This is a genomic window from Allobosea sp. Root483D1 (assembly GCF_001429505.1).
In the GTDB taxonomy this organism is placed as follows: Bacteria; Pseudomonadota; Alphaproteobacteria; order Rhizobiales; family Beijerinckiaceae; genus Allobosea.
Map to the genome: position 1 here is coordinate 127732 of NZ_LMJW01000018.1, position 15057 is coordinate 142788.

Sequence of the window (15057 nt, forward strand, 5' to 3'; positions counted from 1 at the left end):
GTCCGTGGCGGCGGGCCATGTCGGGCTCGAGAGGAGCCAGAGGCGTGGTACAATCGGCCATCGACGATGAGGATGACGAGGAGATCGGGCGCCGCCGCCCGCGCTGGCGGCTGCGGATCGCGCTCGGCGTCACCGCCGCCGTTCTGATCGGCTACTGGCTGTCGCCCTATGCAAGTGCGGCGCGCTTGGCGCTGGCGGCCAATGCCGGCTCAACCGAAGACGTCCTCGCACGAACCGACCTGCCGGCGCTGCGCGCCTTCTTCGCGCGGCAGATCGTCAGGACCTATATGGCGCGCCAGCCTCAAACCCGTTCGCTCGATCCGCTGGCGCGCCAGATCGTCGGAGGGGTCGCAACCGGTTATGTCGACGCCATCATCGCCGAACACCTGACGCCACAGGCGGTCGCGGCCCTGATCAGCGCGCGCGGAGCGGCGGCGCCACCGGCCGGAGTGCTCGGCCAGGGCGTGGCGCTGCCGAGCCCCGATTTGCAGGGCGCCTGGACGCTGTTTACAAACTCCGGCTTCGATGGCCCGGCCAGTTTCGCCGTCGAGCTTCCAGTCCCGGGCGAGGCGAACGCGGAGCGATACCGCCTTCGTTTCGGGCTCGTCGGGCTGCGCTGGATGCTGCGGGCGGTCGAGCTTCCTCGATCGGCTCTGGAAAAGCTGGCCGATGAGCTGAAGGCCCGGACGGACCGCGGTGCATGATGCAATTGTGCAACAGCGGCCGAAATGGCGGCCATCGCCATATTTGGTTAACCATACGCCGCAATGCCGCCACTTCGCCTTGTTCTGGCAAGGTCTCGTTTAGGTTGACACTTCATTGATGGGGAACGCGTGACGCCGCCCGGCGCGCTCCGCGTCCGACATTCGGAGAGAATTGACATGCTCGCCTCCTTCGCCGCCAGCGCCCGTACCGTGCGCATCGCCGCCGCCCTGATGGGCGCGCTCGCCCTCGGCGCCTGCGCCAAGGACCAGAATGCCGACGGTTTCGGCGCCGGAGGCGCCGCCACCCCCGGCAGCGCCCAGGACTTCGTCGTGAACGTCGGTGATCGCGTCTTCTTCGAGACCGACTCGACCGACCTGACGCCGACCGCGGTCGCGACCCTCGACAAGCAGTCGGGATGGCTGCAGCGCTATCCGCGCTACACCTTCACGATCGAAGGCCATGCCGACGAGCGCGGCACCCGCGAATACAACTATTCGCTCGGCGCCCGCCGCGCCCAGACGGTTCGCGACTACCTGGCTTCGCGCGGCATCCCCGGCAACCGCATCCGCACCATTTCCTACGGCAAGGAGCGGCCGGTCGCGGTCTGCAACGACATTTCCTGCTGGTCGCAGAACCGCCGGGCGGTGACAGTGCTCGACGGCGCCGGCGGCGTCTGATCCGGACGCTCGATAAAAGCTTGACGTGGCCGGCGCTTACCGCAAGGAAAGCGCCGGCTTTTCCATATTTTGGCCGCGGTATTCGCGTGTGATAAGTTCAGTTCCCGAGGCGATGCGGTTTGCCTGATATGAGCTTTGCTACGACTTCCATTCTGGGCCTGAAGCGGCTCTCGTTCCGGCGCGCGCTGCTTGCCGGTCTTTCGCTGCTGGCGATCGGCCTGATCCAGCCAGCCGCGGCGCAGGATGCGGCCGATCTCGTGGTGCGCACGAGCCGGCTCGAAAACCAGCTGCGCCAACTCTCCGGCCAGATCGAGCAATTGCAGTTCGAGAACCGGCGGCTGACCGAGCAGCTGCGCAAGATGCAGGAAGATGTCGACTTCCGCTTCTCGGAGCGCGGTGGCCAGCGTGGCGGCGCCGCTCCGGCGCCGCAGGCCACACGTCCGACCAATCCTCCGCCTGCTACGCCGGGGCGCGAGCGTCGTGGCGACGCTTTCGATCCCGCCGCCCAGCCCGGTTCGGCCGGTGCGCCACGCCAGCTCGGCCAGGTGATCGACGAGGAATTCGCCGGCGATCAGGGGCAAGGCCCGATGGACCTGTCCAGCGTCGGTCGTCCCGTGCCGGACGGCGCGCTGCCGCCGGCGACGCCGCGCGGCCCGAGCGTCGCGGCGACGGGACAGGCGGGCACCCCGCGGGAACTCTATGATCTCGCCTACGCCCATGTGCTGCGCAAGGAGTACGAGCGCGCCGAGATGAGCTTCCGCGAGTTCCTGCAGAGCTATCCGCGCGACCGCCTGGCCGCCGACGCGACCTTTTGGCTTGGCGAGAGCTATTTCCAGCGCCGGCGCTATCGCGAGGCAGCCGAGCAGTTCCTGAAGATCTCGCGCGACTTTCCGAAGGCCGGCAAGGGCGCCGACAGCCTGCTCAAGCTCGGCATGTCCCTGAACGGGCTCGGCGCGCGCGACCAGGCCTGCGCCACCTATGCCAAGGTCGGTGTCGACTATCCGGCCGCGTCCAACACAGTACGCCAGGGTGTCGAGCGCGAGCAGCGGCGCGCCCGCTGCGCTTGACCGCGGCGCCGGCAGATCCATCCGAATCCCAGCCCCTGACGGGGGCGGACGCCGCCGTCCTGTTTCGTTCGCTCGCCGGCGAGGACGCGCTGGTCGTCGCCGTGTCCGGTGGGCCGGATTCCGTCGCTCTCCTCGCGCTTCTGGCCGCGTGGGCGGGCCAGAGTCGTCCGCGCCTCCTGGCGGTCACCGTGGATCACGGCCTGCGCCCCGAGGCGGCGCAGGAGGCGCTGATGGTCGGCGAACTCTGTGCCGGGCTCGGCGTCGAGCACCGCACCAGGCGCTGGCTGGGGGACAAGCCGCAGACCGCGCTGCAGGAGAAGGCACGTGCCGCGCGCTACGCCCTGCTGGCGGAGGAGGCGAGGGCGTCCGGCGCCACCGCGATCGTAACCGCCCATACCGCCGACGATCAGGCCGAGACCCTGCTGATGCGCATGGCCGCCGGTTCCGGCCTTGCCGGTCTCGCGGGGATGGCGCCGCGCAGCGCCGTGAACGGAATCGTGCTGGCAAGGCCGCTGCTTGGGATCGCGAAATCGCGGCTCGTCGCGACCTGCCAGGCGAGCGGACTTTCCTTCGTGCGCGACCCGTCCAATGACGATCCGCGCTTCACCCGCATCCGCTGGCGCCGGCTGCTGCCGGAACTGGCCGAAGCCGGGTTGACCGCGGGACGTCTTGGCCAGCTCGCAAACAGGCTGGCGCGAGCCGACGAGGCACTGGACAGGCTGGCGCTCCGTGCCCTGGCGGCCGTGCCGGCCGGTGAGGGGGACGGACAGCGCTGGTTCGATTTCGCGCGGCTTTGCCAGGAGCCCGAGGAGATCGTCATCCGAAGCCTGGCGCTCGCGCTCGCGGCGGCGCAGGACAGTGACGCGGAGGCCGAGGTGCCGTTGCGCCTGGCGCGGCTCGAGGATTGCACGCGGGCGCTTATCGCCGCCACGCGCGAGGGCAGGGCGCTGCGGCGTACGCTCGGTGGCTTCCGCCTGTCGCTTGCGGGTGACGGCGTTTTGACGCTGATGCGCGAAGGCCGGAGGAGCCGAGGCGTTCACCCTGCGACGGTATAACCCTAAGAAGGGGCAGCCTTCCCTTGGCAAGGGGGCATGGCAGCCCTAGATTAAGCTGCGAAAACCACAGGCTCGTGCGGCAATTCCGCCGGCGAGCGGATCGGAACCATAATGAATCCGAACTTCCGCAATTTCGCCCTCTGGGTGGTGATCTTCCTGCTGGTCCTGGCGCTGGTCACCCTGTTCCAGAGCCCGAGCCAGCGCGCCAGCACCAACGAAATTCCCTACAGCCAGCTGATCAACGAGTCCGAGGCCGGCCGCATCGCGAACGTCGTGGTCGCCGGACAGGAGATCACGGGCACCTTCTCGGATGGACGCAGCTTCGTCACCTATGCTCCGTATGGCGATCCGGCGCTGCTGAAGACGCTGGCGCAGAAGGGCGTGCAGGTCTCGGCTCGCGCGCCGTCGGAAGGCACGCCGTGGTTCATGGCACTGCTCGTGAATTCGCTGCCCTTCGTGATCTTCATCGGCCTGTGGATCTTCATGTCCCGCCAGATGCAGAACGGTGCCGGCAGGGCGATGGGCTTCGGCAAGTCCAAGGCGAAGCTCCTGACCGAGGCACATGGCCGCGTCACCTTCGAGGACGTCGCCGGCATCGACGAAGCCAAGGAAGACCTGCAGGAGATCGTCGAGTTCCTGCGTGATCCGCAGAAGTTCCAGCGGCTCGGCGGGCGTATTCCGCGTGGCGTGCTGCTGGTCGGCCCTCCGGGCACCGGCAAGACCTTGACCGCGCGCGCCGTCGCCGGCGAGGCGAACGTGCCGTTCTTCACGATTTCGGGCTCTGACTTCGTCGAGATGTTCGTCGGCGTCGGCGCATCTCGCGTCCGCGACATGTTCGAGCAGGCCAAGAAGAACTCGCCCTGCATCATCTTCATCGACGAGATCGACGCCGTCGGTCGCCATCGTGGCGCCGGCCTTGGCGGCGGCAATGACGAGCGTGAGCAGACCCTGAACCAGCTGCTGGTCGAGATGGACGGCTTCGAGCCGAACGAGGGCGTGATCATCATCGCCGCGACCAACCGGCCCGACGTGCTCGACCCAGCGCTGCTGCGTCCGGGCCGCTTCGACCGCCAGATCGTCGTGCCGAATCCGGACGTCGCCGGTCGCGAGAAGATCCTGCGCGTGCATGTGCGCAAGGTTCCGCTCGCTCCCGACGTCGACCTCAAGGTGCTGGCCCGCGGCACACCGGGCTTCTCCGGCGCCGACCTGATGAACCTCGTCAACGAGGGCGCACTGCTGGCCGCCCGCCGCGGCAAGCGCATGGTCACCCATGCTGAATTCGAGGATGCCAAGGACAAGGTCATGATGGGCGCCGAGCGCAAATCCATGGCGATGTCGGAAGAAGAGAAGAAGCTGACCGCCTATCATGAGGCTGGCCATGCCATCGTCGGCCTCTACGTGCCGGCCGGCATACCCGTGCACAAGGCGACGATCATCCCGCGTGGCCGCGCGCTCGGCATGGTCAAGTTCCTGCCGGAGGGCGACCGCTACTCGATGAAGTACAAGGAGTTCACCTCGCAGCTTGCGGTCGCCATGGGCGGGCGCGTCGCGGAAGAGATGACCTTCGGCATGGAGAACGTCACCTCGGGCGCGACCGGCGACATCCAGCAGGCGACCAAGATGGCCAAGGCCATGGTCACCCAGATGGGCTATTCCAAGGAACTCGGCATGGTCGCCTATGGCGACAATCAGGAAGAGGTTTTCCTCGGTATGTCGATGGGCCGGACCCAGAGCTTGTCGGAGGCGACCGCGCAGAAGATCGACAGCGAGGTGCGCAAGCTGGTCCATCAGGGCTATCTCGACGCCACGGCGATCCTGACCGAGCATCACGAGCAGTTCGTCGCGGTGGCCGAGGCGCTGCTCGAATTCGAGACCCTGACCGGCGACGAGATCCGCGACCTGATCGCCGGCAAGCGTCCCTCGCGCGACGCCGACGATACGCCGTCCGGGCCGCGTCATTCGGCGGTGCCGAGCGCCGGCAAGGGCCGCAAGCGCGATGAGCCCGATACCGGGCTGGAGCCGCAGCCGCAGGCTTGAGCGCATACAAGACCCTAAAGTGATCAAAGGGCGGCCTCCAGGCCGCCCTTTGTCATGATCGCCCCCATCATTCACGCTTGCTGGGGACGGCCAGCGCTTGACGGATACGTTCCGACACAATTTGTGAGAAGCTGAGCGGGCAAAACGCCTGTATGAGCTGCAAAAAGCAACGGTTCGGACAAGGCTCCGGGGATAACCTCATGACCCGCAAATACTTCGGCACCGATGGCATTCGTGGACGTGCCAACGGCGTGATCACGCCTGACCTCGCCATGCGGGTCGGCCAGGCCACCGGCATCGCCTTCCGCCGCGGCGACCATCGCCACCGCGTGGTGATCGGCAAGGACACCAGGCTCTCCGGCTACATGATCGAGACGGCGCTGATCGCCGGCTTCACCTCGGTCGGCATGGATGTGCTGCAGCTCGGCCCGATGCCGACGCCGGCGGTGGCGATGCTGACCCGCTCGATGCGGGCCGATCTCGGCGTGATGATCTCGGCCTCGCACAATCCTTACGAGGACAACGGCATCAAGCTGTTTGGGCCGGACGGCTACAAGCTCAACGACGAGGTCGAGGCGGAAATCACCCGGCTGATCGATTCCGATCTCGGCAAGCAGCTATCCTCGTCCGCCGAACTCGGCCGCGCCAAGCGCGTCGAGAGCGCCCATGCCCGCTATATAGAGTTCGCCAAGCGGACTTTGCCGCGCAATCTCGGCCTGGACGGCCTTCGCATCGTGCTCGATTGCGCCAACGGCGCCGCCTACAAGGTCGCGCCCGAGGCGCTCTGGGAACTGGGCGCCGAGGTCATCACCATCGGTGACGAGCCGGATGGCTTCAACATCAACAGGGATGTCGGCTCGACCCGTCCCGAAGCGCTGGCGAGCAAGGTGCGCGAGCTGCGAGCCGATCTCGGCATCGCGCTCGACGGCGACGCCGATCGCGTCTTGATCGTCGACGAGCAGGGCCAAATCGTCGATGGCGACCAGCTGATGGGGGTGATTGCGCGCAGCTGGCAGGAGGATGGCCGGCTCTCGGCACCCGGGATCGTCTCCACGGTGATGTCCAATCTCGGCCTGGAGCGCTATCTGGCGGGGCTCGGCCTGTCGATGGCGCGCACTGCGGTCGGCGATCGCTATGTGCTCGAGCACATGCGCGCGAACGGCTTCAATCTCGGCGGCGAGCAGTCCGGGCACATCATCCTCTCGGACTATGGCACCACCGGCGACGGACTGGTCGCAGCGCTGCAATTGCTTGCCGTGGTCAAGCGCCAGGAGAAGCCGGTCTCCGAGGTCTGCCATTGCTTCGAACCGTTGCCGCAGATCCTCAAGAATGTCCGCTACAAGCAGGGGCGTCCGTTGGAAGAAAAGCCGGTCGTCAGTGCGATCAAGGCGGCCGAACTACTGCTCGGCGAGAGCGGGCGGCTGGTGATCCGTCCCTCCGGAACCGAGCCGTTGATCCGCGTCATGGCTGAAGGCGACGACCGCGACCTCGTCATGCGCGCCGTCGACGAGGTGGTCGAGGCGGTGACCAAGGCGGCGGCCTGAGCAGGCACCGTCGCGTCTTCTCCCGTCATTCCGGGCTCCGCTGCGTTGCGGCCGGGATGACGGTGCGCATTCAGAATGGCAACGTGATCCGACCCGATCGAAAGTCTTCGCAAACGATCTGCGGCTGCCAGCAAGGCCGCTGTTTACGGTTCGCTAGCGTTAGTTTTTAAGGTTAAGTGTCGTTTAAGAAATCCATGGCAAGGTTTCCCCATCGGTAACTCGCGTGCGCTTGAGTCCAGCCGCATGCAAACTCGAAGGGGCCTGCCATGCGCAGCCTGAAAACCCTTGCGCTTGCAGGCTCCATTGCCGTGAGCGCCTCCGCCATTGCCCAGGCAGCAGATTTCCCGATGGCCCCTCCGCCCCCTCCGCCGCCGCCGGAACTGCGCGGCACGATCTCGTCGGGCATCTATCTGCGTGGCGATGTCGGCGTCGGCTACCAGCAGATCGACAAGTACGAGCAGGCGAACGTCCGCGCCGATGGCGGCACCTTCTTCGGTGCGACGGATCAGAACACGACCTTCTTCGCCGGCGTCGGTATCGGCTACCGCTTCAACAACTGGTTCCGTGTCGACGGCACCTTCGAATATCGCGGCGGCGGCTCCATCGGTGTCAACGACCGCATCGACTACACCAACGGCGTGGGCAATCCGGGTATTCTCACCAATACCTACAAGGGCAACCTGTCCTCGATGGTCGCCCTGTTCAACGCCTATGTCGATCTCGGCACCTGGAACTGCCTGACGCCCTATATCGGTGCCGGTATCGGCGTCGCGAGCAACCGGATCAACGGGCTGACCGACCAGGGCGCCAACTGGGTCGACACCACGACCGCCATTATCCAGCCGACGCTCGGGACCGCGAGCAGCGGCACCAAGACCGGTGTCGCCTGGGCGCTGATGGCCGGTGTCGGCTACGAGGTGAACAAGAACCTGACGCTCGAAGTCGGCTATCGCTATCTCAACCTCGGCGACGCCCAGTCCGGACCGATCCGCAACGCCTTCCTGAACGACACCTACGCGCCGCTGAAGGTCAAGTCGCTCGACAGCCACGACATCAAGATCGGCATGCGCTGGAACTTCGGCGATCCCGATTGCTGCGGCCCGGTCGAGCGCCCGGTCGCCTACGCGCCGGCCCCGGTCGTCCGCAAGTACTGACCAACCGACACATCCAATCGAAAAGCCGCGCGAGCCCAGCTCGCGCGGCTTTTCCGTTTTGGGCTGCATCGGCATCGCACGGCGAATGCGATGGCGCGACGCCTTAGGGAGCGCGGCTCGGCAGCCTTTGGTTGACATACTCCCATGGAGTATATTAGCCCTATGGCATGACAGACCATGCCGCATAGTCCGGACGAGAAGAAGCGCGCCATTTCCCGCCTGCGCCGGATCAAGGGCCAGGCGGACGCGTTGGAGCGCGCGGTCGAGGCCGGAGTGGAGTGCAGCGCCCTGCTGCAGCAGATCGCAGCGCTGCGCGGGGCTGCCAACGGGCTGATGGCCGAGGTTCTGGAAAGCCATCTGCGCGAGACCTTCGGTCTGGCGCGGGGAGGCGGACTGGGCGGAGGGGAAGAGGCCGGCTTCGAGCGCGAAGCCGAACTCGACGGGATCATACGGATGCTGCGCACCTATCTGAAATAGGTGCGGGCGACGCTCTGGAGGAGGGTTTTGAGATGAAGACACGTGCCGCCGTGGCCTGGGAGGCCGGCAAGCCGCTGACGATCGAGACCATCGAGATCGGCGGGCCGAAAGCCGGCGAGGTGCTGGTCGAGGTGATGGCGACCGGCATCTGCCATACCGACGCCTATACGCTGTCGGGGATGGATTCCGAGGGCAAGTTCCCGGCGATCCTCGGCCATGAGGGCGCGGGCATCGTGCGCGAGGTCGGCGCTGGCGTGACGACGCTTAAAGCTGGCGACCATGTCATCCCGCTCTACACGCCGGAATGCCGCAGCTGTAAATCCTGCCTGTCGCGCCGCACCAATCTGTGCACCTCGATCCGCGCCACCCAGGGGCAAGGTCTCATGCCCGATGGCACGAGCCGCTTCTCCTGCGATGGCGGCCAAAGCGACGGAACGATCTTCCATTATATGGGCTGCTCGACCTTCGCGAACTTCACCGTGCTGCCCGAGATCGCCCTCGCCAAGGTCCGCGAGGACGCGCCCTTCGACAAGATTTGCTATATCGGCTGCGGCGTGACCACCGGCATCGGCGCGGTGATCTACACCGCCAAGGTCTGGCCGGGCGCGAATGTCGTGGTCTTCGGACTCGGCGGCATCGGCCTCAACGTCATCCAGGGTGCCCGCATGGTCGGAGCCGACAAGATCATCGGCGTCGACATCAACCCGGGCAAGCGCGCCATGGCCGAGAAGTTCGGCATGACCGACTTCATCAATCCCGCCGAGATCGGCAACGACAAGGTGGTGCAGGCGATCGTCGACCTGACCGGCGGCGGCGCGGACTTCTCGTTCGACGCCACCGGCAACACCAATGTGATGCGCCAGGCGCTGGAATGCTGCCATCGCGGCTGGGGCGAGTCGATCGTCATCGGCGTTGCCGAGGCCGGCAAGGAGATCGCGACCCGGCCGTTCCAACTGGTGACCGGCCGCGTCTGGAAGGGCACCGCCTTCGGTGGGGCGAGGGGCCGTACCGACGTGCCCAAGATCGTCGACTGGTACATGGAGGGGAAGATCAACATCGACGATCTGATCACCCACAAGCTCTCGCTTGACGAGATCAACCACGGCTTCGACCTGATGCATGAGGGCAAGTCGATCCGCTCGGTCGTGGTCTACTGAGAATACCAGGCCGGTCCCCCGGAACGCTTCTGCCCGATCATCGTTGATCGGGACGGCGCATCGGGGGACCAGCCATGACGACAGCCAAACCGGGGAGCGGCAGCCGCTCCCTCTTCACGCGCCTGTCGCAGGCGACGGCGCATTGGGCCGGCAAGCCGCAGACCTTCTTCATCGCGCTCGCCATCATCGTCGTCTGGGCGGTATCGGGACCGTTCTTCGGCTTCAACGACACCTGGCAGCTGGTGATCAACACCTCGACGACGATCGTCACCTTCCTGATGGTGTTCATCATCCAGAACAGCCAGAACCGCGATACCGCGGCGATGCAGATCAAGCTCGACGAGCTGATCAACAAGATCGAAGGCGCGCGCGAGGAGTTGCTCGATCTCGAGGAACTCGACGAGGACAAGCTCGAGGAGATGCGGGCGGAGTTCGAGGAACTGGCACGCAAGGCACGGGCTGCTCGCGAGGGCCGCTCCGGCTGAAGATCACCGCGAGTCTGCCCAGCTGGACGCCGGCAGCCGCCACGCTATCCTTCGCCGCGAACGCGCGTCGCGGCGTGATCGGCTGGGGACGATGGCATGTGGGGAGCGGGTCGGCGCAGGCTTGGTCTGGCGATGCTGCTCTGGTTCGCTAGCACTGCCGCTAGCGCGGCCGCACCGCTGCTCGATGTCCAGGATGTCGCGATGTTGCGCCGCCTCGAAACGGCAGGTTTCGCATTGGCTGATGTTCTGGGCGCGAGTGGGTCCGACAGCACCGCTGCGTTGGCCCGGGACAGCGCTGCCTTCCGCACCATCGCTGGCCAGGTCGGCGAGGACGTCGCGGTGCTGCGCGCCGAGATGCTGACCAATGGCCGCAGGCTCTACGAGGTCACCGACGGCAATGTCGGCCGGGTCATCGAGCTCCGCTGGCTGCGCTCGCCGATCGCGCGCTTCCAGCTCACCGCGGTGGTCAACCGGCTCGACCGGCAGGACTTTGCTGGGCTGTCCGGCGAGGCCGGCTGCGGCGAGGTCCGCCTGATCTACCGGCTCGCCTATGCCTTCGACGATGCGAAGCTGAAGCGCCGGCTGGCCTCGCGCCTGCCGTTCACGCTCAATGCCGTCTTCAGCGTCAAGGCGGGCGAGGGCGGCTCCTGCCGTGAGGCCGCGCAAGCCTGGCTGATCGAAGCCCGTGGCGATCCGGCCGCGCTGGCACGACAGCTCGCCAATGGACCGCTGTCGAAGGATCTGATCAGCCTCAAGCAGGTCGAGGTCAACGCGCAGATCGTGCGCTTCCCGTCCGGCATGGAGACCGAGTTCGGCGGGCAGGCGGCGTATCTGCAACGCGTGTTCGCTGCTAGCCGGGGCGAGGGCGGCCTGACGCTCAAGCCCAAGCCGTTGGAGAACACACCGGACGTGGCGCGGCTGAAGTCTGATGCGGCTCTGCGGCAGGGCTTGATCGACTATGTCCGGGCCAATCTCCCGGCGATCGACCGCGGCGTCTACCAATTGCCCGAACGCTTTCTGGCGACGAAGGCGATCTCCTATTCGACCTTCGGCAGCGCCCGGTTGGCCAACCACCCTTTCACCGAGGCCTTGCCCGCAACCGCGCTGACGGGGCTCGATTTCGGCACCGCTCGGCTGGTGCGCAACGAGAAGGCGCTGCTGGAGCGGCTCGACAACGGCTCCTGCATGGGCTGCCATCAGGCCGGAGCTACCGCCGGCTTCCACATGTTCGGTCTCGACGACGGCTCGACCTCGCCGCTGAACCGGATCAAGGCCGGCATATCCCCGCACTTCTATGCGGAAGGGTTTCGCCGTGCGGCCTATGTCGCGGCCGTCGCTGATGGCACCGAGCCGGAGCGCTACCGCCCGCCGTCCTTCGCGCCGCCGGCGAACTGGCAGGCCGGCCGGACTTTCGCCTATCAGCCGGCCGCGCTGACCATGCCTTGCCTGACGGGTGAGAGTGCGAGAGCCTTCGGCGAGGGCTGGGCCTGCGCCGCGGGCTCGGTCTGCAAGCCGCTGGTCGAGAGCAAGGCTGTCGGGTTCGAATTCGGCCAATGCGTCAGGCTCGACGAGGCCCGCAATTTCTCCGGCCAGCCCTGCCTGACCGGCGCGATCACCACTGCGGTCGGCAAGCCTTACCTCGATCGCTATCGCAAGACCGGGCAGTTCGGCGCCTTCGCCACGGGCTTCTCGCAGACCGCCTTCAACTGCCGGCCGGCCAAGATCGGCGTTCCCGCCGGAATGGCCTATCGCCAGTGCACGCCGGCCGACCGCAGCTTTTCCGGCTTTGCCAATGGCAAGGTGCCGGATGAGATCTGCGGGCTCGCCGGCGGCAAGGCCTTCGACGATTGCGTCGCGACCAACCGTTTCGACGACTGTCTGTCGAAGGCGGTGACGCGCGGCAATCGCGGCACCTGCAGCGCGACCAGCTTCTGCCGCGAGGACTATCTGTGCCAGGCGATTCCGGACGACGTGCCGGGCGCGACCACGACGGTGAAGGATTACGGCTTCTGCTCGCCGACCTATTTCCTGTTCCAGATGCGCATCGACGGCCATCCTGATCCGCAGGCGCGACTGTAGCGCTCAGGCCGCCAGCACGAAGTCGAAGCGGCCGAGCTGACCGCCTTCGCCCGGGCGCAGGCTCATCAGCAGTTTTTGATCGAACAGGCCGTCGCGGCGGTTGCCGGGCTCGTCGGGAAAATAGAGCTGGGTGGTGAGCGCCGGGCTCTGCGTGCCGGCGCGAACCTTCACATGGAGATGGCGGGTGCGGCCGGTGTAGAGGCCCGGCGCGCGCGTGATGAACTGGTAGCGCCCCTGCTGGTCGGCGAAGAGGTGGCCGCGGAAGCGGAAGCCGCGATTGTCGTACTGGCCGCCGGCATCGGCATGCCAGAAATCGAGCAGGGCGCCAGGGATCGGCCGGCATTGCCGCGTCAGCACGAAGCCGCTCAGCACCAGCAAGGCGCCCTCGCCATCGGCCCGCAGATCGGCGCGCTGCGGTGAGGAGGGGGTGAAGAAGGGGCCTTCGGTCTGGCGCGGAGTCGCGGTGGAGTGTCCCTCGCAGGCCGGTGTCGCCGGCAACTCCACGCTCTGCGCAAACGCATCGGCCGGAAGAGTGAGGCTTGCGAAGCCCGCAGCCGAGAGACGCGCGAGCAGGTCACGGCGACTTGGAGCATCTGACATGGTTTCCCCCTTGCGGCATCGGCATTCTTGCCATGCGGGTGATGTCCGATTTCGGGCAAAGGCCGGGCCTCGCCGAACTGTGATAGTGGCGGAGGAGGGGAGAGACTCCTGTGGGCACATTGCGCCCATGTGCCCGCGCGCTGGCGATCAGGCGTGCTTTTCGGCAATAGTCCGCCCTGCGAGGAATTGGCCGGCACAGGCATTCCGTTCGACGAGACGGTGAGGGGACGGCATGCCGACCGATATCGAGATCGCCCGCGCGGCGACCCTGCAGCCCATCGGCGCCATCGCCGAGGCGGCCGGCATCCCCGATGCGGCGCTGCACCCCTATGGCAAGTACATTGCCAAGGTCGACACCGGCGCGATCCCGGACTTCGCCGAGAAGCCGGACGGCAAGCTCATCCTCGTCACCGCGATCAGCCCGACGCCGGCCGGCGAAGGCAAGACCACGACGACGGTCGGCCTCGGCGACGGGCTGAAGCGCTTGGGCAAGCGCACGATGATCGCGCTGCGCGAGCCTTCGCTCGGGCCCTGCTTCGGCCAGAAGGGCGGAGCGGCCGGCGGCGGCTATGCCCAGGTCGTGCCGATGGAGCAGATCAACCTGCACTTCACCGGCGATTTCCACGCCATCACCAGCGCCCACAACCTGCTGGCGGCGCTGCTCGACAACCATGTCTACTGGGGCAACGGGCTCGATCTCGACGAGCGCCATATCGCCTGGCGCCGCGTGCTCGACATGAACGACCGGGCGCTGCGTGCGATCGTCTCTTCGCTCGGGGGAGCCAGCAACGGCTTCCCGCGCGAGGACGGTTTCGACATCACCGTCGCCTCCGAGGTGATGGCGATCTTCTGCCTTGCAACCGATCTCGCCGATCTGGAGGAGCGGCTCGGGCGCATCGTCATCGGCCGTACCCGCAGCAAGCGCCCGGTCACCGCCGCCGAGCTCAACGCCCAGGGCGCGATGACGGTGCTCTTGCGCGATGCGCTGATGCCCAACCTGGTGCAGACGCTGGAGGGCACGCCGGCCTTCGTTCATGGCGGGCCCTTCGCCAACATCGCCCATGGCTGCAATTCGGTGATCGCGACGCGCGCCGCGCTGAAGCTCGCCGACTATGTCGTGACCGAGGCCGGTTTCGGCGCCGATCTCGGGGCCGAGAAGTTCTTCGACATCAAGTGCCGCAAGGCGGGCCTGAAGCCGGATGTCGCGGTGGTGGTCGCGACCGTGCGGGCTCTCAAGATGCATGGCGGCGTCGCGCGCGACCTGCTCGGCACCGAGAACCTCAAGGCGCTGGAGGTGGGTCTCGCCAACCTCGCCCGCCATGTCGAGAACGTCAGGAAGTTCGGCGTGCCGGCGATCGTCGCGATCAACCATTTCACCGACGATACGCCCGCCGAGCACGCGCTGATCCAGAATTTCTGCCGCAACCATCTCGGCGTCGAGGCGGTGATCTGCCGGCACTGGGCTGAGGGCGGGGCCGGCACTGAAGAGCTCGCGACCAAGGTCGCGGCGCTGACGCAGAGCGGCGAGGCGGATTTCGCGCCGCTTTACCCGGACGCGATGCCGCTGCGCCAGAAGCTCGAGACGATCGCCCGCGAGATCTATGGCGCCGCCGGCATCTCGGCCGACGCCAAGGTGACCGCCCGCTTCGCCGAGCTGGAGGCTGCCGGCTATGGCAACCTGCCGGTTTGCGTCGCCAAGACCCAGTATTCCTTCTCGGCCGACCCGACCCTGCGCGGTGCGCCCTCCGGCCATCTCGTGCCGGTGCGCGAGCTCCGGCTCTCGGCCGGAGCCGGCTTCGTCGTCGCGATCTGCGGGGACATCATGACCATGCCCGGCCTGCCGCGGCAGCCGGCGGCGGAGCGCATCTACATCGACGCGCACGGCCAGATCGAGGGGCTGTTCTAACGCCTGCAGCCGCAGGACAGGGCGGGCGCCACAATCGTCAACGAAGTGTAAACCATATCGCGGCCACCATGTGCCCCGCGCGATTCCGAGCATGTCGGAGGGCCCGGGAGATGC

General features: G+C 66.8%; 13 protein-coding genes. 12 read left to right on the forward strand and 1 reads right to left on the reverse strand.

The features are described 5' to 3' along the window. The first annotated feature begins 44 nt into the window (after nt 1-44). From ASE66_RS15900 to ASE66_RS15950, 11 genes are all read left to right on the forward strand, one after another. Nucleotides 45-704 carry a DUF2939 domain-containing protein gene (locus ASE66_RS15900; protein WP_057190677.1) on the forward strand — a complete coding sequence of 220 codons (660 nt, stop codon included), beginning with the start codon at nt 45-47 and terminating at the stop codon, nt 702-704. 177 nt (nt 705-881) lie between these two features. Further along, nucleotides 882-1382: a peptidoglycan-associated lipoprotein Pal gene (gene pal / locus ASE66_RS15905; protein ID WP_057190678.1), complete on the forward strand. Its 501-nt coding sequence runs from the start codon at nt 882-884 to the stop codon at nt 1380-1382. A gap of 128 nt (nt 1383-1510) precedes the next feature. Continuing rightward, the gene (gene ybgF, locus ASE66_RS15910) at nt 1511-2449 is read left to right on the forward strand and encodes a tol-pal system protein YbgF (protein WP_082613497.1); all 939 of its coding nucleotides are present in this window, start codon (nt 1511-1513) and stop codon (nt 2447-2449) included. Then, the gene (gene tilS, locus ASE66_RS15915; RefSeq protein WP_057190679.1) at nt 2446-3504 is read left to right on the forward strand and encodes a tRNA lysidine(34) synthetase TilS; all 1059 of its coding nucleotides are present in this window, start codon (nt 2446-2448) and stop codon (nt 3502-3504) included. Before ybgF ends, tilS begins: the two co-directional genes overlap by 4 nt. A gap of 111 nt (nt 3505-3615) precedes the next feature. Further along, entirely contained in the window at nt 3616-5541 is a 1926-nt protein-coding gene (gene ftsH / locus ASE66_RS15920) for an ATP-dependent zinc metalloprotease FtsH (protein WP_057190680.1), read from the forward strand. A gap of 200 nt (nt 5542-5741) precedes the next feature. After that, nucleotides 5742-7085, forward strand: a complete 1344-nt coding sequence (glmM, locus tag ASE66_RS15925; RefSeq protein ID WP_057190681.1) for a phosphoglucosamine mutase — start codon at nt 5742-5744, stop codon at nt 7083-7085. A 347-nt stretch (nt 7086-7432) separates the two neighbouring features. Beyond that, a complete protein-coding gene (locus ASE66_RS15930) occupies nt 7433-8239 on the forward strand; it encodes an outer membrane protein (protein WP_162262496.1) in 807 nt (268 codons plus the stop codon). A 177-nt stretch (nt 8240-8416) separates the two neighbouring features. Next, the gene (locus ASE66_RS15935) at nt 8417-8716 is read left to right on the forward strand and encodes a metal-sensing transcriptional repressor (RefSeq protein ID WP_057190683.1); all 300 of its coding nucleotides are present in this window, start codon (nt 8417-8419) and stop codon (nt 8714-8716) included. 32 nt (nt 8717-8748) lie between these two features. Beyond that, nucleotides 8749-9873 carry an S-(hydroxymethyl)glutathione dehydrogenase/class III alcohol dehydrogenase gene (locus tag ASE66_RS15940; RefSeq protein WP_057190684.1) on the forward strand — a complete coding sequence of 375 codons (1125 nt, stop codon included), beginning with the start codon at nt 8749-8751 and terminating at the stop codon, nt 9871-9873. Nucleotides 9874-9947: 74 nt separating this feature from the next. Further along, on the forward strand, nt 9948-10358 hold the full coding sequence (locus ASE66_RS15945) for a low affinity iron permease family protein (protein ID WP_057190685.1): 411 nt from the start codon (nt 9948-9950) through the stop codon (nt 10356-10358). Between the two features lie 201 nt (nt 10359-10559). Further along, complete coding sequence (locus ASE66_RS15950; RefSeq protein WP_244494943.1) at nt 10560-12437, forward strand: hypothetical protein; 1878 nt, start codon at nt 10560-10562, stop codon at nt 12435-12437. Between the two features lie 3 nt (nt 12438-12440). On the opposite strand, the gene ASE66_RS15955 is transcribed toward ASE66_RS15950, so the two are convergent. Further along, complete coding sequence (locus ASE66_RS15955) at nt 12441-13037, reverse strand: hypothetical protein (RefSeq protein WP_057190687.1); 597 nt, start codon at nt 13035-13037, stop codon at nt 12441-12443. Nucleotides 13038-13269: 232 nt separating this feature from the next. Here ASE66_RS15955 and ASE66_RS15960 point away from each other — a divergent pair, with 232 nt between their 5' ends. After that, nucleotides 13270-14943, forward strand: coding sequence for a formate--tetrahydrofolate ligase (locus tag ASE66_RS15960; RefSeq protein ID WP_057190688.1), 1674 nt, complete (start codon nt 13270-13272; stop codon nt 14941-14943). The last annotated feature ends 114 nt before the right edge of the window (nt 14944-15057 follow it).

Excerpts from the sequence above, each read along its gene's own strand:
- pal (WP_057190678.1), top strand. The coding sequence starts at position 882 with ATGCTCGCCTCCTTCGCCGCCAGCGCCCGTACCGTGCGCATCGCCGCC.
- ybgF (WP_082613497.1), top strand. The coding sequence starts at position 1,511 with ATGAGCTTTGCTACGACTTCCATTCTGGGCCTGAAGCGGCTCTCGTTC.
- ftsH (WP_057190680.1), top strand. The coding sequence starts at position 3,616 with ATGAATCCGAACTTCCGCAATTTCGCCCTCTGGGTGGTGATCTTCCTG.
- glmM (WP_057190681.1), top strand. The coding sequence starts at position 5,742 with ATGACCCGCAAATACTTCGGCACCGATGGCATTCGTGGACGTGCCAAC.
- ASE66_RS15930 (WP_162262496.1), top strand. The coding sequence starts at position 7,433 with ATGGCCCCTCCGCCCCCTCCGCCGCCGCCGGAACTGCGCGGCACGATC.
- ASE66_RS15935 (WP_057190683.1), top strand. The coding sequence starts at position 8,417 with ATGCCGCATAGTCCGGACGAGAAGAAGCGCGCCATTTCCCGCCTGCGC.
- ASE66_RS15940 (WP_057190684.1), top strand. The coding sequence starts at position 8,749 with ATGAAGACACGTGCCGCCGTGGCCTGGGAGGCCGGCAAGCCGCTGACG.
- ASE66_RS15945 (WP_057190685.1), top strand. The coding sequence starts at position 9,948 with ATGACGACAGCCAAACCGGGGAGCGGCAGCCGCTCCCTCTTCACGCGC.
- ASE66_RS15950 (WP_244494943.1), top strand. The coding sequence starts at position 10,560 with ATGTTGCGCCGCCTCGAAACGGCAGGTTTCGCATTGGCTGATGTTCTG.
- ASE66_RS15955 (WP_057190687.1), bottom strand. The coding sequence starts at position 13,037 with ATGTCAGATGCTCCAAGTCGCCGTGACCTGCTCGCGCGTCTCTCGGCT.
- ASE66_RS15960 (WP_057190688.1), top strand. The coding sequence starts at position 13,270 with ATGCCGACCGATATCGAGATCGCCCGCGCGGCGACCCTGCAGCCCATC.